The organism is Stenotrophomonas sp. SRS1, from assembly GCF_026130205.1.
GTDB lineage: Bacteria > Pseudomonadota > Gammaproteobacteria > Xanthomonadales > Xanthomonadaceae > Stenotrophomonas > Stenotrophomonas rhizophila_B.
Genome location: NZ_JAINFD010000004.1, coordinates 365,591 through 387,256, shown reverse-complemented (window position 1 = coordinate 387,256; position 21,666 = coordinate 365,591). Strand labels below are relative to the sequence as shown.

The following is a 21,666-nucleotide window of genomic DNA, read 5'->3' as shown; positions in this document are numbered from 1 at the left end:
GCGCATGCGTTTGTTCCCTGCCGTTGACTTTAGGATATCCTTGCCCGCGAAAGGATACAGGGGGACGGCGTGGCCGCCGGAGCAGAACGAGGTGCCCATTGGCACCTGGATAATGAGTCGTGGGTGCAGGATGGAACCGGATTTTCTCTGGTCGCCATCGACACAGCCGTGCCTCCACCAACACTGAGCGATCTGGACTATCTGTCTGGCGCGCATCGCATGCCCGAGGGTGGTTATCTGCCGGGCAGCTTCCGGTTTTCTCCCTTTACCGGCCGACCGCTTGCGCGGCGCCCGGTGCAGCAGTGGCGGACCCCGTTTGGCGGGGATGACGGTGGACGCAGTTGCACCGCCGCCGTGACGGCCCCGCTACCCTCAACGCTTCAAGCGTTGTTCGACCAGCTGCAGCGAAGCGGCCAGTCAATGCAGGACGCCGCCGAGGTGATCAAGTCACCGCAGCCCAGTGGCCTGTTCTTCTTCACCAGCCACGCCGGTGGGCATCGCGATGGGTTGTTCGCGGCGAGCCGTTCCGGCCAGCTTTCGCTGTGGCAGAACGGTCACCGCCATTGGGTGACGCTGGCACCCCGCGGTGTCTCACTCGGCCGCAGCCATCTTGAAACATGGGCGAATGCGACATTGACGCTGCCGCGCGACGATGGCCATCAGATGATCCTGGCGACCGCCGCAGGTGCCGATTGCGTCAGCGTCGATGCGATGACGTTGAGCTACCAGATCGATCGCGCGGTCGGCCGCACCTTGGGTGCCCCCGGTCTGCTGGACGATATCGCCCTCGTGCCACAGGAACATGAGGGCCGATGGGGCCTTGCGATCCGTCGGCCCGGTGAGGCGTGGCAGCAGCAGCTGCTGATGCTGGATGCGCCCCTGCAGTTGCTTTCGGCACCGATCAGCGATCCGGCGCACCGGAGCCTGTTCTGGATCGGCACGCAGGGCGTGCTGAGCGTGCGTCTGGACGGCCAGGGCGACGCATCTGCCCGCTGGCAGAGCTGGCCCGAGGGCTACGAGGCCAACCCGGTTCTGGGGCCTCCGTATCGCGATGGCGAAGGTTTCTGGCAGCTGCTGTACGACACCCGGGACAAAAAGTGGATCGTCATCCGGCTGGACGCCGCCCTGCCCGAGCAGCGCGCCGCGCCACGCGGATCCACCAGCACCGGCCGTACCAGTTTTCAGTTCAATGTGCGCCTGGAGCGCCCGTGGGACGAGTTCGACCATGACCTGTATACGGTGAGCCATGTGGTCTATCCGTTCCTGGACATCGTCGAACCGCAGCTGATGCTGTCGCTCCATGCGCCGCTTCCGCAGCAACGCAGCCTGCTGTCATTCTTCGAGAGCCAGGCGACCGTGCATGCGACGTTCTGCCTGGAGCAGATCGGCGGTCGCGCACACACCTATGCCATGGACACGCCCTCGCCCTGGAACGCGCAGTGGTTCGTTCACGATGACGCGCTGTGGCTGTGGGTGGACGCGCGCGGCACCCTGCTGCGTTGGAGCCTGCCGCAATGACCGGGTCCGTGCTGAAGCGTCTGCTGGGCGTCGCGGTGCTGCTGGCCAGTAGCATCGGCACGACCGTCGGGGCCGCCGAGCTGCGGCAGGCGGTCCTGGTGCAGAACTCCGGCTGGATGGAGCCGTTCTACGTCGATGCCGAGTCGCCTTTCAAGCCGCTTGTCGCACAGCTGGCCCAGGCGGCGGCTGGTCAGGGCGAGGTCGTGGTGGGCGCGTTCAACCAGTCCGACGCCACCCATCCCTCGCCGGAGTGGGTGTATCGCGGACCGGGAAACCACCCGGGGCTTGGCCAGGCGATGACGCGCCTGCAGATGGCGCGCAAAGGCAGCGGCGCGCTCGCCGATACCGACTTCAAGGAAGCGCTGCTCGGTGCGATCGAGGTGGGCCTGGAGGGCCGCCCGGGCATCATCTGGATCGTCACCAACAACAAAAACAGTCCCAACAACAGTACCGAGGTCGTGGCCCGCAACCGCGAGTTCTACGAGTTGCTGCACGGTGAGGACGTCATCAGCCGGATCGTTGCGTTCCCGCTGAAGATGCCGGTACAGGGGCAGCACTACCGCGCCAACGGCTTGATGCTGTACGCCCTGGCTTACGGCGAGCCGGCGTCGGCCGCGCTGGATGCGGTACTCGCGAAACCGGCTCTGACCGCACTGCTTCCCGAGGGACATGTGCGCCTCAAGCCGCTGACCGAAGCGGCCGTGCGCTTCAGCCCGACCGGCGTGACGGATTCGCCTGGCATCGCTGCTGGCCTCGCCGCCGACGGCCACACCCTCGTGCTGTCGTTCGACGCCAGCACGCAGGTGCGCACCGCGCAGGTGCAGGGCCGGTTCGAGAATCTGTTCAATCCCTACCGCATCGTCAGTGCTGACACGTCATTGGTGACGCCGCCGGCGATCGGCCTGCGGGGCGAGATGTCCACGCATTCGCTGCAGGCGCTGGATCCCGGCAAACAGAGTGACCCGTTGACCCTGCGTCTGTCGCTGCCCCCTTTGCCGTCGCAGTGGTCGCGTGAGGTGCTGCTGCGCAGCGGCTATGAACGGCGCGGGGCGATCGATATCCACCTGGACAACCAGCAGCTGGAAGTGTCGCCGCAGTTCCGCGCGCACATGGCCGACCTGTTCCCCGGGGATGCACTGCCTGAGGTCTTCCTTCCTCCCGTCACGGCCAATGCCTCGGTCACCCGGGTTCCGCTGCTGCTTCGGGTGCAGTATCCGGTGTGGCCGGCCGTGGTGGTGTATGGCGGTGGCCTGCTCGCGCTGATCGGTGCGCTGCTGTTTCTCGTGCTGGTGACCGGCGCGCGCAAAGCAACGGTCTGGATCGACGATCAGCCCCAGCACCTCCGGCTCAAACCATTCACCACTACCGACGTGCGCGACGCCAACGGCACGCACGTTGCCACGGTCCGCCGCGGCGCGCTCAAGCCTCGTGTGAGCTGGGCCCAACCCGATACATCCATCCGCATCAACTAAGCGTTTCACCGCCAAGGACAGAGCATGAGCCAGAAGAGTTCCCTCCCCGCGCCAGTGACCGACCAGCCGGCCACCGCCACGCCGTCCGAACAAACCGCACCGGCGACAACAGCGGGAACACAGCAGCCGACCGCTACCTTCACCGGTGACTGGGACATCCAGGTCGGCGAGCAGACCAGCAGTCGCGATGCACTGATTGGTGGGGTCGTGCTGCTGGTGCTGGCCGTGCTGTTCTTCGTGGTGAAGAACGCGTATGCCAACTGGCGGGTCAAGGAGCGCGTCGCGCCGAGCCGCGCCAATGCGTCGGGCTGGTTTCTGTTCATCGGTCTGATGGCGGTTGCCACCGTGACCGTGCTGGCCTTCGTCAACGCCGGGCGGTTCCTGGCGCCGTTGTATCTGGTGCCGATGAGCGCCCTGGCCGGCGTGTCGTTGATCGCCTGGCTCGCCACCTTCTCCGCCAAGCGTTGATCCAGGGGTCCGCCGCATGAACGATGCCACCGAAAGCACCTCCCTGCCCGGCCAGCCGCCGCAGGTAACCGAGAAGATCCGTCCGACGCTGTTCATCGCCCTCGGCGGCACCGGCATGAAGGTCAACATCCGTCTGCGCCGCCGCATTCTCAATGCGATCTGGGGCGGCAACGCGAAGGTCGAGAACGTCGCTGACTTCCCGGTGGCACAGTTCATCAACTTCGATCTGGATGCCGGTGAGGTCACCCAGGACGGCAAGTCGGTCAAGACCGATGTACTGGCCGAGCAGGTGGCCTTCACGCCCGAAGAGAAGATCATCGAGCGGCTGGACCTCAACAAGTACACCCAGTCCGACGACGAACTGCGGCGTCACCGGGAGGTCGCCGAGTGGTTCCCGCTCACGCCCGAGCGCATCCGCCTGCTGGGCGTGGACCCAAGCAAGGGCGCAGGCCAGATCCGTGCGCTGTCGCGTCTGTACTTCTTCGACAAGTATCCGGTCATCCGGGACAAGCTGCGTGACAAGATCGAAACGCTGCTGAGCAACATCGGCGCACGCGCGGACAAGCTCAAGAAGCTGGGGCTGGAAGTGGAGCCGGGCAAGGTGCGGGTGGTCATCACCGGTTCGGCGGCCGGCGGCACGGGCTCCGGGTCGTTCCTGGACATGGGCTATCTGGCCAAGGCGATCCTCAAGGAGAAGAATGTCGAGGGCAAGGTCGACCTGTACATGGTCCTTCCCGGCGGCTTCATCACCACCACCAACCCCGACCGCATCCAGGCCAACGGCTACGCTGCCTTGATGGAGCTTGAGACTGCACTGCGCGGCAATGTGCTCGTCAAGCATTGGGATGCCTCGGACAACCTGCATATCGACAGCCGTCCGTACGATGATGTGTACATCGTCGACAACACCAACGTGGCGATGGCCAAGACGAGTGAACAGGAAGACATCTACGAGATGCTCTCGGATGTGTTCTTCACCGATTTCACCTCGCAGGACTTCGCCAACCGCAAGCGTTCGGTGGCCGTCAATCAGAACCAGCACAAGATCCGTGCCTATTCGGTCCCGTTGCCGCAGGACTATGGTGACGATACGGAACTGCGCTTCACCGCCAGCTACTCCGGCGTCGGCCAGGCCGTGCTTGATACCCAGGTGGAGGCGCGCCAGAACGTGCGCATGAACCGCCAAGTGCAGGCAATGCTCAAGGCGTTCTTCGGCATCGCCAATATCCAGGCCCCGGGCAACCGCCCCACCGATAAAGAGCGCGATGATTTCCTGCGCGAGCAGCTGGCGATCGTACCGCGTACCTTCACGGACATTCCGCAGTTCCTCTCCCGCGGCGATCTGGCCACGCTCAACGGAGAGTTCACGCACTACCAGGTGGCTGATGATCTGTTGAAGGTGACCGGCGACGCCAGCATCGGCGCGCAGATCGAACAGAAGGTCGAGAATGCGTTCCAGCAGCTGATGCACGGCAGCGCTGACCGTGACCAATGGCCGCTGCACGTCCAGGATGTGATCAAGCAGCTTGAGCGCGACACCAAGGGCAACCGGGTAGACAGCGCCGACCGCAACCATGAAGTCCGCATCAAGGAAAACCGCCAGCGGGTGTTGCTGTCGATCACCGATGAGGCTGAACTGCCTGCGCAGATCTTCCGCCGGCTTGACGATGATGAGCGCGGTGGCCTGGATTACACGCTGGCCTTGGTGGAGATGATCAAGGACCGGCTGGAGAACGAAGGCACCGGTATCGTTCCTGCGCTGGAACGCAATGCACAGCGCTTTGCCGAGATTTCCGAGAGGCTGCAGAACGCCGAGCTTGCGCGCGAGTTCGAACGCCTCAAGGAGACCACCGGCAAAGGCCTGCTCGCGCGTATCAGCGGCAAGGACAAGCAGGCCGAAACCGTGCTGGCGCAGATCAAGGAGACGATCCGGGACAGCCTGCTGTTCTACGTGCGCTCGGTCGCTTCGCGCGAGGCGGCCAACCTGCTGCGCGACGTCTCGGCCTGGCTAGGTGTCAAGGAAGCGGTCGATGCCCATGGTCGCCCGCTGTGGAGTGGTTTTGTGGGGCGCCTGCAGGACGGCCGCCAGTCGGTCGAGTCCCTGCTGCAACACGTCGAACGTGACATCGGCAAGATCGAAGCGGCCATCGCCGAGAAGCATGCGACCCTGATCGCACTCAAGGCGCCGCAGGATGAAGAGCAGCCGGCCATCGATCCGGCCGAGTTCCGTCAGTGGGCCAAGGAAGCGTTCAAGGACTTCGGTGGCTCGCAGACGCTGTTCCAGAAGCTGCTCAGCGACGAAGGCGCCCAGGAAGTGCTGGGCAAGCTGCGCAACAAGGCCGTAGCACAGCTGCCCCAGGCCGATACCCGTACTCAGACCGATCCGCTGATGCAGGCGCTGGCCGCGCTTACTCCCGAGCAGTTGCGCGAGACCTTCCGCCTGCTGCTGCAGCGCGCGATGCCATGGGTGCCGTTGAACCTCAATGGTGGCTTCGACATCTCCAAGGACCGCTATACCTGCCTGGTCGGGGTAAAGGATGCACGCCTGTTCCGCCGCCAGTACGGCGCGCTGCTGGAGCAGGCCGTGCCGCAGGGCACCGGCATGACCGCCAGCCAGATCGACTTCGTCGAGTCCGGCATTCCCGGCAAGCTGATCTGCTTCACCGAGCTGTCCGGCTTCCCGGTACCCGCACTGACGCCACTGCCGACCTACCAGGCCGCGTACCGCAAAGAGGCGGCGCGTATTCCGCTGCACATCCACAAGCGGGTCAGCCAGTTCGTGCAGCCCATCCAGTTCACCCAAGGCCAGTACCGGCAGTTTGCTGAGGATTTCAAGGTATACCTGCATGCCCTCGGCCTGGGGGTGCTCAAGCGCCGTGCCGATGGCAAGTACGAAATCACGCTGGAAGGCGACGGCTTCAGCATCGGCGATGAATTCTCCGTGCGGCAAAGTGGTCTGGACGGCAATGACAAGCGCAACATCGAAGAGCAGCTTCGTCAGCGCTCGGCCAATGTGCGCGACCCGCTGCAGCTCGCACTGCTGGCGCAGCTTTTCCGGCATTACGCCACCGTGGCCTACAAGCCGATCAAGCAGGAAGATCAGCAGGGTCGCGAAAGCCTGAAGAAGCGCTTCCCCTACAAGCTGAGCGAAATGCTGGCCACCGACTATCGGCAGAAGCTGGTGCAGGCCGCCGGCGACGACGCCGACCGGATCGAAGAACGCGCCCGTGCCTTGTTCGACGCCTGGACGCAGCCGGTTTCCGGCTCGTCGGCGGATGTCTACGCTGACGAGGTCGCCGCCGACCGGGGCGACAAGCGGCAGGTGAATGATGCCTTCGCCCAGATGCTCGGCGCTACGTCCCTTGCCGGCGCGGGCATGGCGGGTCAGGCCCCGGGTGCGGTACCGCCCCCTCCCCCGCAGGGCAGCCTGCCCGGCGCCCCTCCGCCGCCGCCACCGATGGTCGATTACAGCTACTACGTCGGCTACAACAATCAGTCGCTGGGACCGTATACGGTTCAACAGCTGCAGCAGTTCGTGGGCACCGGCAACATCAACCGCAACAGCCTGCTCTGGCGCGAAGGCATCGAGTGGAGCGCAGCCGGTGCACTGCCGGAGCTGGGCCATCTGTTCGCCCTTCCATCGGCCCCGCAACCGCCGGCTCCCCCGCCGCCGCCCTCCGGGTACTGAGGGCGCATCACCGCAATGACTGACGCCACCACCGCCTCCCCGATCTGCTGTGTCAACGACCAGTGCATGAAGCCTCTGCCGGGGGAGGTGCGCTTCTGCCCGTTCTGTGGCGTGTCCGCGCCTGAGGTGGCGACGCCGCCGGTCGTGACGCCGCCGCTCGCGGGCCAGGTTGCGGCCCCGGCGGCGGCCGTACCGCCGCCCCCGATTCCTGCGGCACCCTCGCCAGCGGCGCCGGCAGAGGTGGAATCAGCGCCTCCACCCGCCCCTGCGGCACCGCAGCCCTCATCTCCGCAACCGCCACCTGCACCGGGACCGAAGCGCTCGGCCAAGCCCCCTGCGCCTGCAGCGCCGATCTCACCTGCGCCCGTTCATCGACCGCGCTCACGCGTGCCGCTGGTGCTGGTCTGCCTGGTACTGGGCGGGGTGTTCTGGACGATCTTCCTGCGCGATCGAGGTGCGCCGCCAACCGTGCCGGCCGGCCGCATCGAGCAGCATCGTGCGGCTGTGGAGTCATGCCTCGCGCGCGCAGACCTGGCCTGTGCGCGCATCGCCTTGCTGGACATGCAACGCGAGCTGCCGGGTGACGAAAACTGGCGCGACCTGCAGGTGCGGGTGACCGCATTGGAAACCAACCTTGCCAAGCAGGCCGAACCAGCGCGCCCCACCCGCGCCACTGCACCGGCACCGGCGCCGACCGAGGCACCCGAACCGGTATACACCCAGATTGCGCAGACGCCACCGGCACCTGCAGCGGTCCCGGACCGGGCCGCACAGGTAGATGCGGCATCGCGCGAGCGCGCTCCCGTACGCTATCCACCGGAGGCAATGCGTGCGGGTGCACGCGGCAACGTTCTGCTTACCATCGCGGTTGCCGAAGACGGCACTGCAACGGCCATCTCGGTGACACGCACCAGTCGGGAGCGGTCACTTGACCGTGCTGCGCTGGAAGCCGCGCGTCGCTGGCGTTATCTGCCAGCCATCCGGGATGGCCGCGCGTATGCCAGCGCGATGCAGCTGGAGGTGAACTTCAGCCCGGACGCGGGTAACGCCTCAGACATGGCCGACCTGCGCCAACCTGACAACAGCTACCCGCCCAAAGCGCCGACGATCGCGCCGCCGTCAGCAGCGCCGGAGGCCGGCTTGCTGAGCAAGGCCCGGGTTGAGCTGCAGCAAGGCCGTTACGACGTCGCCGTGGCCTTGGGCGAATCGGCGCTGCAGGTCAATCCCGATTCAGCAGCTGCCCGCTCGCTCATCCGCCAGGCAAAGGCAGAGCGCGACCGTGTCATGCGCGAAACCACCATTGAATGATGCCCGCCCCACTTCCCACCAGGTGTTGACCATGAAAAAGGAATATTTCGCCCCCGCCTCGCTCGGCAAGGTGCTGTTGATCGGCCTCGCTACCGCCGGCACGCTTACCGGTTGCACCACGGGCAATCAGATGACCCGGTCGGACTGGGGCAAGTGCCTGGGCGCGATCGCGCTGGGCACCGGTGCTGGCGCGCTGGTCAACGGAGAGAAGGGTGCCTATGTCGGTGCCGCGGCGGGCATCGCCGCCTGCTTCGTGATCAACGCACAAAGCCGCCGCACCCGCAGTGCGGCCCAGGTGGAGTCGGACTACCGGTCGCGTTACTCGCAGCTGCCGGAGTCCGCCGAGGTCGTGCGTTACCAGACCAGCCTTCCCGGCAACAGCGTACGGCGTGGTGAACCGCTGAAGATCGTATCCAACATCGAAGCGGTCAGTGGCCGCCAGCAGCCGATCCGCGAGGTCAAGGAACAGATCCGGATTTACGAACCCGGCCAGTCCGAGCCGTTCAAGACCGGTGAGAAGATCGCCAGCGAGAGTTCAGGCAGCGGTGCATACGAGAACACCTTCACGGTGACCTTCCCGTCCAACATGCCTCAGGGTCGCTACAGCATCCAGACTGACGTGTTCGTCAATGGCGAACGGCTGGACAAGGGCAGCAACCAGATCCAGGTGGTCTATGACGGCGAGCGCCTGATGCGCGAGTTCGCCGCGATCGCGGCGCGCTGATGATGCCGGGGTGCCCCTCCGGGCGCCCTGTTTCCTTCTGAGGGACGACCACCCCGGCCACGTGCCGGGTTCGGCGATGAACGCATCGCATGGCATCCCACCATGCCGCTCCCGCCCTCAGGCAGGAGCAGCACGTTACAACTTACTTACTTGCGGGCGCGCTTGGCCGGTGCCTTGCGGGCAACCGGCTTGGCGGCAGCACGCTTGGCCGGGGCGGCCTTGCGGGCCGGGGCCTTCTTCGCCGGGGCCTTCTTGGCCACAGCCTTCCTGGCGGTAGCAACCTTCTTGCCGACGGTCTTCTTGGCCGCTGCGGTCTTCTTGGTCACGGCCTTCTTGGCCGTGGCGACCTTCTTGCCAACCGACTTGCGGGCAACGGCGGTCTTCTTGCCGGCCACCTTCTTGGCGGTCGCGGTCTTCCTGGTCACGGCCTTCTTCGCGGTTGCCGACTTCTTGGCAACAGCCTTCTTGGCGGTGGCGACCTTCTTGCCGACGGTCTTCTTGGCGACAGCGGTCTTCTTGCCGGCGACCTTCTTGGCCGCTGCGGTCTTCTTGGTCACGGCCTTCTTGGCGGTCGCCGACTTCCTGGCAACAGCGGTCTTGGCAGCGGCGACCTTCTTGCCGACGGTCTTCTTGGCGGCCGCGGTCTTCTTGGTCACGGCCTTCTTGGCGGTCGCGGTCTTCTTGGCGACAGCCTTCTTGGCGGTGGCGACCTTCTTGGTCACGGTCTTCTTGGCGGCGGCGGCCTTCTTGGTCACGGCCTTCTTGGCGGTCGTGGCCTTCTTGCCGGCAGCCTTGGTGGTCTTGGTCACGACCTTTTCAGCGGCGGCCTTCTTCTTGGCAACCTGCTTCTTGATGGCGGTGGCTTCGGCCTTGGCGTTCTTCTTGGCCGCTTCCAGCTTCTGCTTGGCGGTAGCCAGGGTCTTGCCAACCGACTTGGCGGCCTTGTCAGCCTTCTTGGCGACGGTCTTCTCGACCTTGGTCACGGCCTTTTTGACCTTGGCGACCTGGGTGGTGGCAGCCTTGCGTGCGCGCTTGGCGGTCTTCTTCACCGAAGCGACTGCATCTTCCGCAACGTGTGCGATGGTCTCGCCCACATTGGTGGCGGTTTCTTTTGCATCTTCGACGGTCTGCGAGAGAACCGTGGTCACACCATTACCGTTGCTCATTGAGTGCCTCCTAAGGGGCCTGGTTAGTCAAATCGCTGGCGATGCTATACCGGCGCGGTCCATCGTGGAACGGTCTTGATGCGATGCTCGTGCCAAGCCGACAGTAGCACCCTCATCGGCGGCAGCAAGCAATGCACCGGTCGCGTGCACGAAACCCCTTGAAAACAGCAGTGGCGTTCCAGCACGTGGCACGCGCGATGTATCTCGATGCGCATGTTGGCTGCATGCAATGAGCCGATGATCGGTCGTCGCACTTGATCCATTCCCTGCCCTCGCACCCGGCATTTGCGCTGGTTTCGATGACGCGGATGCGCCTTGCCGGTGCATGAGCCGGGTTCGCCTGGACGTTGCCAAGCACACCACGCCGCCCTCCTTCGCACCTCGCCACCGGCCCATATCGGCCCCGCCCTCCATGCCCAGGCAACGTCACCGGAAGACCGACGACGCCGCGAATTTCATCCCGGGTTTAGCCGGTTGCGGACACACTCATTCAGGTTGAATTACCGTATACGTGTTTTCCCTGCCCCCGCCCCCTCCGACACGGAACCGCCGGACCATGCGACCGCTCCCGACCCTGCTCACGCTCGCCCTCGCCGCTGCCTTCGGCGGGTTCACCGCCACGGCCATCAACGCGCACCTGGACAACCGTGCCGAAGCGGCGCCGGCCGCGTACACGATTCCCAGCGCGGCCGCGCTGCCCGCAGCGGTCGCCGGGCAACCTGTGCCCTCGCTGGCGCCGATGCTGGACCGTGTGATGCCGGCGGTGGTCAGCGTCAACACCAAGCAAGTGGTGCGCGTGCGCAACCCCTATTTCAACGACCCGTTCTTCCGCCGCCTGTTCCCGGAAGTGCCGCAGGAACGCATCAACGAATCGCTGGGCTCGGGGGTGATCATCGATGCCGCCGAGGGCTTGGTGCTGACCAACCATCACGTCATCGACAACGCCGACGACGTGCAGGTGACGCTGGCCGACGGGCGGACGGTGAAGGCTGAATTCATCGGCTCCGATGCCGATACCGATGTCGCGTTGATCCGCATTCCGACCGGCAACCTGACCGAGATCAAGCTCGGCGACAGCGCGCAGCTGCGCGTGGGCGACTTCGTGGTGGCGATCGGCAACCCGTTCGGTTTCAGCCAGACGGTCACCTCCGGCATCGTCTCGGCGGTGGGCCGCAGCGGCATCCGCGGGCTGGGCTACCAGAACTTCATCCAGACCGATGCCTCGATCAATCCGGGCAACTCCGGCGGCGCGCTGGTCAATCTGCAGGGCCAGCTGGTCGGCATCAATACCGCCAGTTTCAATCCGCAGGGCAGCATGGCCGGCAACATCGGCCTGGGCCTGGCGATCCCCTCCAACCTGGCGCGCGACGTGGTCGACCAGCTGGTCAAACACGGGGTGGTGGTGCGCGGCACGCTGGGCATCGAAAGCCAGAACCTGACCCAACAGATCGCGCAGGGCCTGGGCCTGACCGAGACACGCGGCGCGCTGGTCACCCGCGTGCTGTCCGGTTCCAGCGCAGCCGCTGCAGGACTGAAGCCGGGCGATGTGGTGGTGTCGGCCAACGGCCAGCGCGTGGACAGCGCGCAGGCGCTGCACAACGTGGAAGGTCTGCAGCCGGTCGGCAGTACGCTGACCCTGGACGTGCGCCGCGAGGGCAAGCCGCTGCAGATCAAGGCCACGCTGAAGGAGCAGGCGCGCGCGGTCACCGGCGAGTCGCTGGACCCGCGCCTGGGCGGGGCCACGTTCGTCGATCTTCCCGAGTCGCTGCGCCAGGCCGGCGTCAGCGGCGTACTGGTCAGTGACGTCAAACGCGGCAGCCGCGCGGCAGCCTCCGGGCTTGCGCAGGGTGACGTGATCACCGCGGCAACGGCAGGTGAGTTTGCCGACCTCGCCAGCTGGCGCGCCAACTTCCAGCAGCGCCCCGCGCAACTGGTGGTAAGGATCATCCGAGGAAACAGCGGCGGTCAGCTGGTCATGCGCTGAACGCGCACGCAGCCGTAACGTCGCTTACACCCGGGCGGTGCTATTACCTTGTGTTCGTTGCCGTCGGATCGTCCGCGGTCACCTTCCCCATCGCACAGCAGGAGATACACGATGAGCCCCACCAATACCGAGAACCTGAAGGAACACCTGGGCGAAGCCGGCTCGCACCTGAAGTCGGCCGCCACCGCCGCAGGCGGCGCCATCAAGGGCGCCACCGGCGCTGCCGGTGATGAGCTGCGCCTCGGCAAGGCCAACGTCAAGGCCGAGCTGTCCGATACCGCGCTGTCCGGCCTGGCCGCTGCCGAGTTCGGTGGTGCCGCCGCCAAGGAACAGGTCGATGCACTGATGGACAAGGGCAAGGACCTGGTCGACAGCGCCGCCGAACTGATCCGTGAGCGTCCGCTGGCCTCCTTCGGCGTGGCCTTCGCGGCTGGCTGGATCATCGCCAAGCTGGCCCGCAGCGGCGGCGACAAGTAAGCCTCGGCGTGAGCGATCAAGCCCAGTCGACCGCTCCCGGTGGCGCGGATACCCCGCCACCGGACAGCGGTGAGAAAGCACCACGCCTGGACGAGAGCATCCGCCAGGTCGGTGAGGCCGGCCGAGAGACCGTCGATTCGGCCAAGCACACGCTGCGTTCCCTGCGACGGTTGGCCTCGGCCGACTTCGCACTGGCGCGCAGCGCGTTTGGCCGGGCGCTGGCCTGGGCCGGCGTGGCGATCGTATTCGGCGCATCGGCCTGGTTGTTGCTGGCCGGTACGCTGATCGCCCTGATGCAGCGTTGGGGCCTGTCCTGGTTCCATTCGCTGCTGATCACCTCGATCGTCAGCCTGCTGGTCACCGGTTATGCGATGTGGCGGGTGTCGTTCTTCTTCCGTCATACCGGCATGCATGCCACGCGCCGCCAGTTGTCGCGGCTGGGGCTGTATGACGAGCCCAGCGATGAAGATCCGGATGCCGACGTCGATACCACAGGGGTGAAGCGATGAACTTCGAAGCCTTGCGGCAACGCGTCCAGCGCGCCGAGCTGGTGGTCGCGGTGCGGGTGGAGAAAACCCGCAGCAGCTGGTCCACCCTCAGCACCGTCTGGCGTACCGGATGGACACCGCTGCGCATCATCACCGTGGGTCTGGCCGGCGGCTTCCTGGCCGGCAAACTGGAACCGACCGGCCTCGGCGCGAAAGTGCAGGGCGCACGGTGGTTGCAGATGATCGGCTCGGTGTCCAATCTCGTCGCCAGCACCCAGGCGGCGTTTGCCTCGATGCAGGCCAGCGAAGCGGCTGACACCGCCGAGCAGGCGGCGGACAAGGTGGATGACGCCGCCGATCAGGCGCCGCGTCAGGCGGCTCCGGCTCCCGCAGCAGCAACGCCGCGGCTCAGCCCGGAACGGCGTGCCGAATCGGCCTCGCCCCATCAGCCGCAGCCAGCCGAGGCGGCCACGGATATCTCCGAACGCTGATCGCAGTGCGCTCAGCCGTCTCTTCCGAAGGCCCTGCGGCGTCGCCGTGGGGCCTTTCCTGGTCTGCACGTCCCCCACACGCCACGCGCACCCGGCTTGCCCAATAATGACGCTCCTTTCCCGTGTGCGACCCGCATGAGCGTTCCGCTTCCTCCTTCCGCCGAAGCCGTCGTCGCACCGTCCCCGCCGCGTCCGCGCGCCCCGATGTCGCTCGTAGTCCTGGCCACGCTGGCCGTCGCGTTCACCTTGTGGGCGGCGCAGGATGTGGTGCTGCCGATCCTGCTGGCCATGTTCTTCGCGCTGGTCGGCAACCCGATCCTGCGGATGCTGCAGAAGATCTGGATTCCCCGTTTCCTTGGCGCGGTGCTGGTGCTTGGCGTGGGCTTGAGCGGCGCCGCCGCACTGGGCGTGCAGCTGGTGGGCCCGGCGATGGAGTGGGCCCAGGAGGCACCACAGCAGCTGCGCAAGGTCGCCCGCCAGGTGCAGAACCTGACCAAACCGGTGCAGCAGGCCAACCAGGCCGCCGAGAACTTCGCGCGCGTGGCCGGTGGCGAAGGCAGCCGCCGGGTACAGATCGTGCGCACCCAGATGGATGATCCGTACAAGGTACTGACCCGTGCGCCGCGGTTGGCTGCTTCGGTACTGGCAGTGGTGCTGTTGACCCTGTTCTTCATGATCTACGGGCAGAGCCTGCAGAAGCACGCCATCGCGTTGTTCCCCAGCCGCCAGCAGCAACGGTTCACCACCGACATCCTGCGTTCGATCGAACGCGAGGTCTCGCGGTATGTCCTGACCATCACGGTGATCAACACGCTGGTCGGCCTGGTGTTCTCCGGCATCCTGCTGCTGCTCGGCATCTCGCTGCAGGAGGCGCTGCTCTGGGGCACCGTGGCTGCGCTGCTGAACTTCGCGCCCTACGTGGGGCCGCTGATCGGCGTGGCGCTGATGCTGCTGATGGGCTTCGTGGAGTTCAGTGATCCCTTCAAGGCACTGTTGCCGGCGGCCTGCTATCTCGCGCTGCATACCATCGAGGGCCAGGTGGTGACACCGATCGTGCTCGGCCGGCAAATGGCGATCTCGCCGCTGATCCTGATCCTGGCGCTGATGGTGTTCGGCTGGCTGTGGGGCATGATCGGCCTGCTGCTGGCGGTGCCGCTGCTGGTCTGCATCAAGCTGGTGCTGGCGCGGCTGGATGGCACCCAAGGCTGGGCCAAGCTGCTGGAATAAGCGGTTCAGGACCAAGGATACGGCTGGCCGCGCGATCCCCGGTGCTGCCAGAATACCGGCACCCTTTTTCGGATGGATCCCGGCCCTGATGTCTTCCTTCGCTACCCGTTGCCTCGCCCTCGCCGGCCTTGTCACTCTCGCTGCCCCGACGTTGGCCGCACCCCCGCCCAGCGCCGAGGTGGCCAGCCGCCAGCTGATCGAGGCGGTCACCTGCAAACGTCACCTGACGCCTGCGCAGTTCGCCGCGCTGGCGAAGGTGCTCAAGCCGACCGAGCTGCAGGCGTACGGCGAACTGTCCGATGGCGAGTATGCGCTGACCACGCCGCTGCTCGTGCTGGGCCAGCCAGTGAACCGCCTGCACCTGTACGACGGTGCCAACGGCGAGGACAGCATCGACAGCTACACCGCCTACTTCAGCACAGCCGGTATCGAACAGATCGCAGCGCTGGCGAAGATTCCGCGCAACGAAGCCGGCGACTACACCCTGGAAGTGGGCCGCCACGACCTGAGCGTGCGGCAGGACGAGGGCCAGGCATCCATCGCCTGCTCCTACGACCTGCGCTGAAGCACCTCATCTCGGCGCCTGCGCGCACCATGAAAGCCCGCGCGCGCAGGCGTAGAATGGCGGGGTGAATTTCCCCGTCCAAGCCATCACCCTCGACCTCGACGACACCTTGTGGCCGTTCGCCCCCATCGGCGCCCGCATTGACCAGGTGTTGTACGAGTGGATGCTCCAGCACAGCCCCGCCACCGCCGCGATGTACCCGGTGGCGGCGATGCGCGAACTGCGCGAGCGCTCCTTCCATGACAACCCGCACCTGCACTACGACCTGAGCGCGCTGCGCCGGTTGACGCTGAGCGAGGCGCTGGAGAAAAGCGGCGCCGATCCGGCGCTGCTGGAGCCGGCCTACGAGGCGTTCTACGCCGCGCGCAACCAGGTGGAGTTCTACCCGGATGCGATGGAGGCGCTGGCCCGGATCGCCGCACGCGTGCCGGTCGCCGCCCTCAGCAACGGCAATGCCGACCTGCAGCGGATCGGCGTGTCACACCACTTCTCCTTCCAGCTCGGCTCGCGCGAGCACGGTGCGGCCAAGCCGGCCGCCAGCATCTTCCATGCCGCCTGCGACCGCCTCGGCGTCGCGCCTGCCCAGGTCCTGCACGTCGGCGACCATGCCGAGATGGACGTGGTCGGTGCGATGCAGGCCGGCCTGCGCGGCTGCTGGATCAACCGCGAAGAACACACCTGGACCCACCCTTCACTGCAGCCCGATCTGCAGTTCGACACCCTGACCGGGCTGGCCGACTGGCTGGATGCGAACGCATCCGCCCAGCACGCGTAAGCCGCCGCCCAAGGAGCATTCGAGTCCCATGTCCCAGATCAACGGTTTCACTTCCGAAACGCGCAACGCCCTGCCGCTGCACGTGATGACCCGCGAGCAGTACGCCGGCTGGCGCGCGCAGCAGTCCGACGCGCTGGGCGCGTGGCTGGATGCGCAGCGGTTCAACGGCAGCGGTGGCAGCGTGGTCCTGCTGCCGGGCGAGCACGGCCTGGCCGGCGCCATCGTCGGCGTGGGTGACCCGGGGGATGTCTACAGCTACGCGCATGCGCCGTTCGCGCTGCCGGAAGGCACCGTCTGGACGCTGGCGGATGCACTGGCACCGGAGATCGAGACCCTGCTGCAGCTCGGCTGGGGCCTGGGCAGCTACCGCTTCGCGCGGTATCGCAAACCGAACCGCGCGCCGGCCCAGCTGGCCGCCACGCCCTCGGCTGAAGTGCGCGACGTGATTGCCGCCAGCCTGCGCGTGCGCGACTGGGTCAATACCCCGACCGAGGACATGGGTCCGCAGCAGCTGGAAGATGCCGCGCGCGAACTGGCCACCGCGCATGGCGCGCAGATCGAGGTGATCACCGGCGATGCGCTGCTGGAGCAGAACTTCCCGTCCATCCACGCGGTGGGCCGCGCCTCGCATCGCGCGCCGCGCCTGATCGTGCTGCGCTGGGGGACTGCAGGCCAGCCGCACGTGGCACTGGTCGGCAAGGGCGTGTGCTTCGATACCGGTGGGCTGGACATCAAGCCGGGCGATGGCATGCGCAACATGAAGAAGGACATGGGCGGCGCCGCGCATGCGCTCGGCCTGGCCGGGCTGATCATGGCCCAGCAGCTGCCGGTGCAGCTGACCCTGCTGATCCCGGCGGTGGAAAACGCGATCGGTCCGGATGCGTTCCGCCCGGGCGAAGTGATCGCCACCCGCAAGGGCCTGAGCATCGAGATCGACAACACCGACGCCGAAGGGCGCGTGATCCTCGCCGATGCGCTGACCTATGCCAGCGAGCAGCAGCCGGAGATCGTCCTCGATTTCGCCACCCTGACCGGCGCGGCCCGCATCGCGCTCGGCCCGGACCTGCCGGCGCTCTTCAGCAACGATGACACCCTGGCCCAGCAGTGGCTGCAGGCCGGTGAATCGGTGCGCGATCCGGTCTGGCGCATGCCGCTGTGGCGCCCGTACCTGCGCTACCTGCACAGCAACATCGCGGATCTGGCCAACGCCGGTTCGCGCATGGCCGGCTCGGTCACCGCCGCGCTGTACCTGGAGCGCTTCATCGCGGAAGGCCAGACCTGGGCACACCTGGACGTATACGCCTGGAACGACGGCGAGCGCCCGGGCCGCCCAGCCGGTGGCGAAGCGCTGGCGCTGCGTTCGGCGTGGGCGATGCTGAAGACGCGTTACGCCTGAGGCACGGCCGGGTACTGCCCGGCACGCGCTGAACCACACGATCCCCGCCCCGGCGGGGATCGTCGTTTTTGGAGAGTTGTCGAAAATGTGAATATCGGCTTGCGCCGTGTTCTGCGACGATGCCCGCTGTCGCCCACCCACACGCATCGTGAAGGCAGGAATCCGGACATGTCGCTCTTCGGCTACACCCGCGCTGGTCGCGAACCGGGCGGCCCACGCCCTCCCTCACCGTTGCTGTGGATCGCGCTGATCGCGCTGATCGCCGGCGGCCTGGTGCTGGCCTTTGCCTGGCTGGCCGGCTGGATCGGCCGCGACCGCGTCACCGCGCAGACCTTCACCGATGCCATCGAGGCGACCGGCCCCCCGCAGCCCGGCTTCCGCCGCGCGCATACCAAGGGTGTCTGCGTCAGCGGTGTGTTCCAGGGCACGCCGGAAGGCGCGGCACTGAGTTCGGCACGCGTGTTCCGCCAGCGCCAGGTACCGGTACTGGGCCGCCTCTCGATCGGTGGCGGCGACCCGCACGGTGCGGACAACAAGGCCCGCGTGCGCAGCATGGCGCTGCAACTGGTCAGCGACGATGGCCAGGAATGGCGCATGGCGATGAACAGCTTCCCGTTCTTCGCGGTGCCCACCGCCGAGGCCTTCCTGGAACAGACCCGCGCCGGCACGCCGGACCCGGCCACTGGCAAACCGGACCCGGCGAAGATGGCCGCCGTGCTGGAAAAGTACCCGTCCGCGCGGGCCTTCCAGCAGTGGGCCAAGACCGCCCCGTGGTCGAACAGCTGGGCCAACACCGCCTACAACGGCGTCAACAGCTTCCGCTTCACCGCCGCCGATGGCAGCCACCGCTTCGTGCGCTGGAGCATGCGCCCGCAGGCGCCGTTCGAAGACATGACGCCGGAGCAGCGCGCGCAGTCCGACGATGATTTCCTCAGCGAGGAGTTCGCCCAGCGCCTCGCGCAGGGCCCGGTGCGCTGGGACATGTGGGTGACCATCGCCAACGACGGCGACCCGATCAATGACCCCTCGCAGGTGTGGCCGGACGATCGCCGCCAGGTGAAGGCCGGCACGCTGACCCTGAGCAGCATGCAGCCGCAGGCCACCGGCGCCTGCCGCGACCTCAACTACGATCCGCTGATCCTGCCCAGCGGCGTGGCAGGCACGGATGACCCGATCCTGGCCGCACGCTCGGCGGTGTATTCGCAATCGTTCAATCGCCGCGAGCGTGAAATCGCCAGCGGCAAAGCGCCCGCCGCCACGGGCAAGGAAGGTACGCGATGAACCGTGATGCCGGCCATTTCAATCTCCTCGCACGCGTCCTGCACTGGCTTATGGCGGCGATGATCCTGACCATGCTGTTCGTCGGCGTGACCATGGTCGCGTCGCTGCACTGGCGGCCGATGCTGATCGATCTGCATCGGCCACTTGGCATCGCGATCCTGCTGCTGGTGCTGGTGCGCCTTTACAACCGCCTGCGGCATCGCCCGCCGCCGCTGCCGGCCGATCTGCCCGCCTGGCAGGCCGCGGCCGCGCATGCCTCGCACTGGGTGCTGTACGGGCTGATGCTGGCCATGCCGCTGGTCGGTTGGGGCATGCTCTCTGCTGGCGGCTACCCGATCGTGATGGGCGGCGGCGTACATCTGCCAGCGATCCTGCCGCACAATCCGGCGCTGTATGCCGCCCTGCGCAACGCGCACAGCCTGTTGGCCTATGTGCTGTTCGCCACGGTGGTGATGCACCTGTCGGCCGCGCTGTTCCACCTGTGGGTGCGCCGCGATGGCGTGTTCCAGGCGATGGCGAAGGGGCCGGAGAAAGAGCGCAACGACGATGCCGGATAAATCAGGCTGCCTGGCATCCTGGTAGCCACCGACCGCGTTACAACCAGCCCTTCTGCCGCGCCAGCCGATACGCTTCGATGCGGTTCGCCACGCCCAGCTTGCCGATGCACTCGGACAGGTAGTTGCGCACCGTGCCGTGCGAGAGGCCGAGCTGGGTGGCGATCTCGCTGGCCGAGCGGCCGTCGCCGGACAGGCGCAGCACCTGCCGCTCGCGGTCGTTGAGTGGATCGGCCTGCGACCACGCATCCAGCGCCAGCTGTGGGTCGATCGCGCGGCCGCCGTGCTGCACCTGGCGCAGCGCATCGGCCAGGCGTTCGGCCGGGGCATCCTTGAGCAGATACCCGCACACACCGGCATCCAGCGCACGGCGCAGGAAGCCCGACCGCGCGAAGGTGGTGACGATCACCACCTTGATCGGCAGGCCCTGGCGGGCGATCCGCTGCGCCAGTTCCAGCCCGGACAGGCCGGGCATTTCGATATCGGTCACCAGGATGTCGGGCTGCAGCTGCTGCAGCATCCGCCACGCGGCCTCGCCATCGGCCGCACTGCCCAGCACCTCGATGTCCGGTTCCAGCCCGAGCAGCGCGGACAACGCGCCACGCACCATCGCCTGGTCTTCGGCGAGCACGATGCGGATCATGATGCACCCCCGGCAGGCAGCGACGGTGCTGTTGGCACCTCCACCGGCGCCATCACGGCCGTGGTCGCGGCCGGCAAGGTAACCCGCACCGTCACGCAGGTGCCCTCGCCCTTTGCCGACTGCAGCGCCAGGGTGCCGCGCAGTGCAGCGACGCGTTCGCGCATGCCGGTCAGCCCGTTGCCATCAACGTGGACACCGCCGCGCCCATCATCGCGGATCTGCATCAACAGACTGCGTCCGTCCTGTTCGAAGGTGATCCACGCCTGCCGCGCCTGTGCATGGCGGGCGATATTGGTCACCGCCTCGCGCAGCACCAGCGACAGCGCACGCTCGGTATCGACCGGCATCGGCGGCGGCGGCGCGTAGTGCAGATGCACATGCTGGTACTCCAGCAGCAACCGGGCCGACGCGAGTTCGGCTGCCAGATCGCTGGCGCGGATACCGGTGACCGCGCTGCGCACTTCGGCCAGCGCCTGCCGCGCGATCGTTTCAGCCTCGTCTGCTTCGCGGCGTGAGCCGGCTGGATCGCGGTCGGCCAGCTTCCGCGACAGCTCCAATTTCAAGGTAATCAAGGACAACGTATGGCCCAGCAGATCATGCAGATCGCGGCCGATGCGCTCGCGTTCGGCAGTCGCCGCCAGCCGGCGCACTTCATCCTGGGACAGCTGCAGCGCTGCATCCTGTTCATGGCTCGCGGTTTCGAAATTGACCACCAGGCTGATGATCATCGCCATGCTCGGGATCCAGATCAGCGCCTGCCACGGATAGTGGGCCAACAGACCCACCACCACGAACAGCGCGTTCAAGCCCACCAGCTGCAGTAGATAGCGCCCGTAGCCACTGCGGCGCGAGACGCGCAGGGTGACACAGCCGAAAATGAAGTAGCTCACCGCCGAGGGGTACCACGCCAGCGGCACCAGCCCCAGCACCACCATCGACAGCGCATAGCGCGGTGCGTGGCAACGCGGTGCGAGCAGCACACCGGCGTACAGGACCAGGAACACCGGGTAGGTCAGCAGGGTCAGCGCCGCCCAGCGCCACGTGTAGCCAGCGCCGAACAACGGCGTCAGGAACACCCACAGCGTCCACAGCAGGTGGATCGCGTCCACCCACGGCGATCTGCCGCGCCGCAGGTTCTCGGCCACGGCCGAATCCGGCGCGGGGCGCAACAGGGAGGCGAGCCGACTGAAGGACACGGACGATTCCAAGGCAGAACGAACAGGCGCGATCATGCCACTTCAGCCGATCCGCCGCAGACGGCGTCGTCGTAGGGGACCTCCACGTCGTGAAGGCAAGGGAAGGCAGTGGGCTCGATGATGACGGACTCCCGGAGAGGACACCGACAGCTTCTGCCGCTGGCCGCGGCCGCCCCAGCGGCCGTCGTCAGCCCATGCAGGTGACAGCTGTCACTGCCGCAGCGCCACGCTGCCGGGCATGCTGT

General features: G+C 66.7%; 19 protein-coding genes. 16 read left to right on the top strand and 3 right to left on the bottom strand.

Going from position 1 to position 21,666, the window contains the following annotated elements; all coding sequences use genetic code 11:
- Nucleotides 1–420 precede the first annotated feature (420 nt).
- The 6 genes from K4043_RS16780 (at nucleotide 421) to K4043_RS16755 (ending at nucleotide 9,178) form a co-directional block, all read left to right on the top strand.
- On the top strand, nucleotides 421–1,518 hold the full coding sequence (locus K4043_RS16780) for a hypothetical protein (protein WP_265309997.1): 1,098 nt from the start codon (nucleotides 421–423) through the stop codon (nucleotides 1,516–1,518).
- Nucleotides 1,515–2,990 (top strand): hypothetical protein, encoded by a 1,476-nt coding sequence (locus K4043_RS16775; RefSeq protein ID WP_265309996.1) that lies wholly within the window; start codon nucleotides 1,515–1,517, stop codon nucleotides 2,988–2,990. The genes K4043_RS16780 and K4043_RS16775 overlap by 4 nt, the downstream gene beginning before the upstream one ends.
- Before the next feature lie 24 nt (nucleotides 2,991–3,014).
- Nucleotides 3,015–3,458: a hypothetical protein gene (locus K4043_RS16770; protein WP_265309995.1), complete on the top strand. Its 444-nt coding sequence runs from the start codon at nucleotides 3,015–3,017 to the stop codon at nucleotides 3,456–3,458.
- 16 nt (nucleotides 3,459–3,474) lie between these two features.
- Nucleotides 3,475–7,146: a tubulin-like doman-containing protein gene (locus K4043_RS16765; RefSeq protein ID WP_265309994.1), complete on the top strand. Its 3,672-nt coding sequence runs from the start codon at nucleotides 3,475–3,477 to the stop codon at nucleotides 7,144–7,146.
- A gap of 387 nt (nucleotides 7,147–7,533) precedes the next feature.
- Complete coding sequence (locus tag K4043_RS16760; protein ID WP_265309993.1) at nucleotides 7,534–8,454, top strand: energy transducer TonB; 921 nt, start codon at nucleotides 7,534–7,536, stop codon at nucleotides 8,452–8,454.
- Between the two features lie 31 nt (nucleotides 8,455–8,485).
- On the top strand, nucleotides 8,486–9,178 hold the full coding sequence (locus K4043_RS16755; protein WP_265309992.1) for a hypothetical protein: 693 nt from the start codon (nucleotides 8,486–8,488) through the stop codon (nucleotides 9,176–9,178).
- A 146-nt stretch (nucleotides 9,179–9,324) separates the two neighbouring features.
- Here the strand turns inward: K4043_RS16755 and K4043_RS16750 are convergent, their stop codons facing one another.
- On the bottom strand, nucleotides 9,325–10,344 hold the full coding sequence (locus K4043_RS16750; RefSeq protein ID WP_265309991.1) for a histone H1-like repetitive region-containing protein: 1,020 nt from the start codon (nucleotides 10,342–10,344) through the stop codon (nucleotides 9,325–9,327).
- Between the two features lie 556 nt (nucleotides 10,345–10,900).
- On the opposite strand from K4043_RS16750, the gene K4043_RS16745 reads away from it, so the two are divergent.
- From K4043_RS16745 to K4043_RS16700, 10 genes are all read left to right on the top strand, one after another.
- Nucleotides 10,901–12,328: a Do family serine endopeptidase gene (locus K4043_RS16745; RefSeq protein ID WP_123731162.1), complete on the top strand. Its 1,428-nt coding sequence runs from the start codon at nucleotides 10,901–10,903 to the stop codon at nucleotides 12,326–12,328.
- Between the two features lie 111 nt (nucleotides 12,329–12,439).
- A complete protein-coding gene (locus tag K4043_RS16740; RefSeq protein ID WP_121044161.1) occupies nucleotides 12,440–12,805 on the top strand; it encodes a hypothetical protein in 366 nt (121 codons plus the stop codon).
- A gap of 8 nt (nucleotides 12,806–12,813) precedes the next feature.
- On the top strand, nucleotides 12,814–13,314 hold the full coding sequence (locus K4043_RS16735; RefSeq protein ID WP_019185547.1) for a phage holin family protein: 501 nt from the start codon (nucleotides 12,814–12,816) through the stop codon (nucleotides 13,312–13,314).
- Nucleotides 13,311–13,784 carry a protein sip-5 gene (locus K4043_RS16730; protein ID WP_123731161.1) on the top strand — a complete coding sequence of 158 codons (474 nt, stop codon included), beginning with the start codon at nucleotides 13,311–13,313 and terminating at the stop codon, nucleotides 13,782–13,784. The genes K4043_RS16735 and K4043_RS16730 overlap by 4 nt, the downstream gene beginning before the upstream one ends.
- 135 nt (nucleotides 13,785–13,919) lie before the next feature.
- A complete protein-coding gene (locus tag K4043_RS16725; protein ID WP_123731160.1) occupies nucleotides 13,920–15,011 on the top strand; it encodes an AI-2E family transporter in 1,092 nt (363 codons plus the stop codon).
- An 88-nt stretch (nucleotides 15,012–15,099) separates the two neighbouring features.
- Nucleotides 15,100–15,576 carry a hypothetical protein gene (locus K4043_RS16720; RefSeq protein WP_123731159.1) on the top strand — a complete coding sequence of 159 codons (477 nt, stop codon included), beginning with the start codon at nucleotides 15,100–15,102 and terminating at the stop codon, nucleotides 15,574–15,576.
- Between the two features lie 64 nt (nucleotides 15,577–15,640).
- Nucleotides 15,641–16,351: an HAD family hydrolase gene (locus tag K4043_RS16715; protein WP_123731158.1), complete on the top strand. Its 711-nt coding sequence runs from the start codon at nucleotides 15,641–15,643 to the stop codon at nucleotides 16,349–16,351.
- A gap of 28 nt (nucleotides 16,352–16,379) precedes the next feature.
- Nucleotides 16,380–17,747 carry a leucyl aminopeptidase family protein gene (locus K4043_RS16710; RefSeq protein ID WP_265309990.1) on the top strand — a complete coding sequence of 456 codons (1,368 nt, stop codon included), beginning with the start codon at nucleotides 16,380–16,382 and terminating at the stop codon, nucleotides 17,745–17,747.
- Between the two features lie 168 nt (nucleotides 17,748–17,915).
- Nucleotides 17,916–19,028: a catalase family peroxidase gene (locus K4043_RS16705; protein ID WP_265309989.1), complete on the top strand. Its 1,113-nt coding sequence runs from the start codon at nucleotides 17,916–17,918 to the stop codon at nucleotides 19,026–19,028.
- Entirely contained in the window at nucleotides 19,025–19,585 is a 561-nt protein-coding gene (locus K4043_RS16700; RefSeq protein ID WP_121044183.1) for a cytochrome b/b6 domain-containing protein, read from the top strand. Before K4043_RS16705 ends, K4043_RS16700 begins: the two co-directional genes overlap by 4 nt.
- Before the next feature lie 37 nt (nucleotides 19,586–19,622).
- Here the strand turns inward: K4043_RS16700 and K4043_RS16695 are convergent, their stop codons facing one another.
- Nucleotides 19,623–20,225 (bottom strand): response regulator transcription factor, encoded by a 603-nt coding sequence (locus K4043_RS16695; protein WP_123731154.1) that lies wholly within the window; start codon nucleotides 20,223–20,225, stop codon nucleotides 19,623–19,625.
- Nucleotides 20,222–21,457, bottom strand: a complete 1,236-nt coding sequence (locus K4043_RS16690) for a sensor histidine kinase (protein WP_265309988.1) — start codon at nucleotides 21,455–21,457, stop codon at nucleotides 20,222–20,224. The genes K4043_RS16695 and K4043_RS16690 overlap by 4 nt, the downstream gene beginning before the upstream one ends.
- Between the last annotated feature and the right edge of the window lie 209 nt (nucleotides 21,458–21,666).

What these genes read in the sequence shown, in the direction of transcription:
- K4043_RS16740 (WP_121044161.1), top strand. Translation starts at nt 12,440, where the DNA reads ATGAGCCCCACCAATACCGAGAACCTGAAGGAACACCTGGGCGAAGCC.
- K4043_RS16755 (WP_265309992.1), top strand. Translation starts at nt 8,486, where the DNA reads ATGAAAAAGGAATATTTCGCCCCCGCCTCGCTCGGCAAGGTGCTGTTG.
- K4043_RS16690 (WP_265309988.1), bottom strand. Translation starts at nt 21,457, where the DNA reads ATGATCGCGCCTGTTCGTTCTGCCTTGGAATCGTCCGTGTCCTTCAGT.
- K4043_RS16710 (WP_265309990.1), top strand. Translation starts at nt 16,380, where the DNA reads ATGTCCCAGATCAACGGTTTCACTTCCGAAACGCGCAACGCCCTGCCG.
- K4043_RS16720 (WP_123731159.1), top strand. Translation starts at nt 15,100, where the DNA reads ATGTCTTCCTTCGCTACCCGTTGCCTCGCCCTCGCCGGCCTTGTCACT.
- K4043_RS16695 (WP_123731154.1), bottom strand. Translation starts at nt 20,225, where the DNA reads ATGATCCGCATCGTGCTCGCCGAAGACCAGGCGATGGTGCGTGGCGCG.
- K4043_RS16765 (WP_265309994.1), top strand. Translation starts at nt 3,475, where the DNA reads ATGAACGATGCCACCGAAAGCACCTCCCTGCCCGGCCAGCCGCCGCAG.
- K4043_RS16705 (WP_265309989.1), top strand. Translation starts at nt 17,916, where the DNA reads ATGTCGCTCTTCGGCTACACCCGCGCTGGTCGCGAACCGGGCGGCCCA.
- K4043_RS16750 (WP_265309991.1), bottom strand. Translation starts at nt 10,344, where the DNA reads ATGAGCAACGGTAATGGTGTGACCACGGTTCTCTCGCAGACCGTCGAA.
- K4043_RS16700 (WP_121044183.1), top strand. Translation starts at nt 19,025, where the DNA reads ATGAACCGTGATGCCGGCCATTTCAATCTCCTCGCACGCGTCCTGCAC.
- K4043_RS16780 (WP_265309997.1), top strand. Translation starts at nt 421, where the DNA reads ATGCAGGACGCCGCCGAGGTGATCAAGTCACCGCAGCCCAGTGGCCTG.
- K4043_RS16730 (WP_123731161.1), top strand. Translation starts at nt 13,311, where the DNA reads ATGAACTTCGAAGCCTTGCGGCAACGCGTCCAGCGCGCCGAGCTGGTG.
- K4043_RS16745 (WP_123731162.1), top strand. Translation starts at nt 10,901, where the DNA reads ATGCGACCGCTCCCGACCCTGCTCACGCTCGCCCTCGCCGCTGCCTTC.
- K4043_RS16725 (WP_123731160.1), top strand. Translation starts at nt 13,920, where the DNA reads ATGAGCGTTCCGCTTCCTCCTTCCGCCGAAGCCGTCGTCGCACCGTCC.
- K4043_RS16775 (WP_265309996.1), top strand. Translation starts at nt 1,515, where the DNA reads ATGACCGGGTCCGTGCTGAAGCGTCTGCTGGGCGTCGCGGTGCTGCTG.
- K4043_RS16770 (WP_265309995.1), top strand. Translation starts at nt 3,015, where the DNA reads ATGAGCCAGAAGAGTTCCCTCCCCGCGCCAGTGACCGACCAGCCGGCC.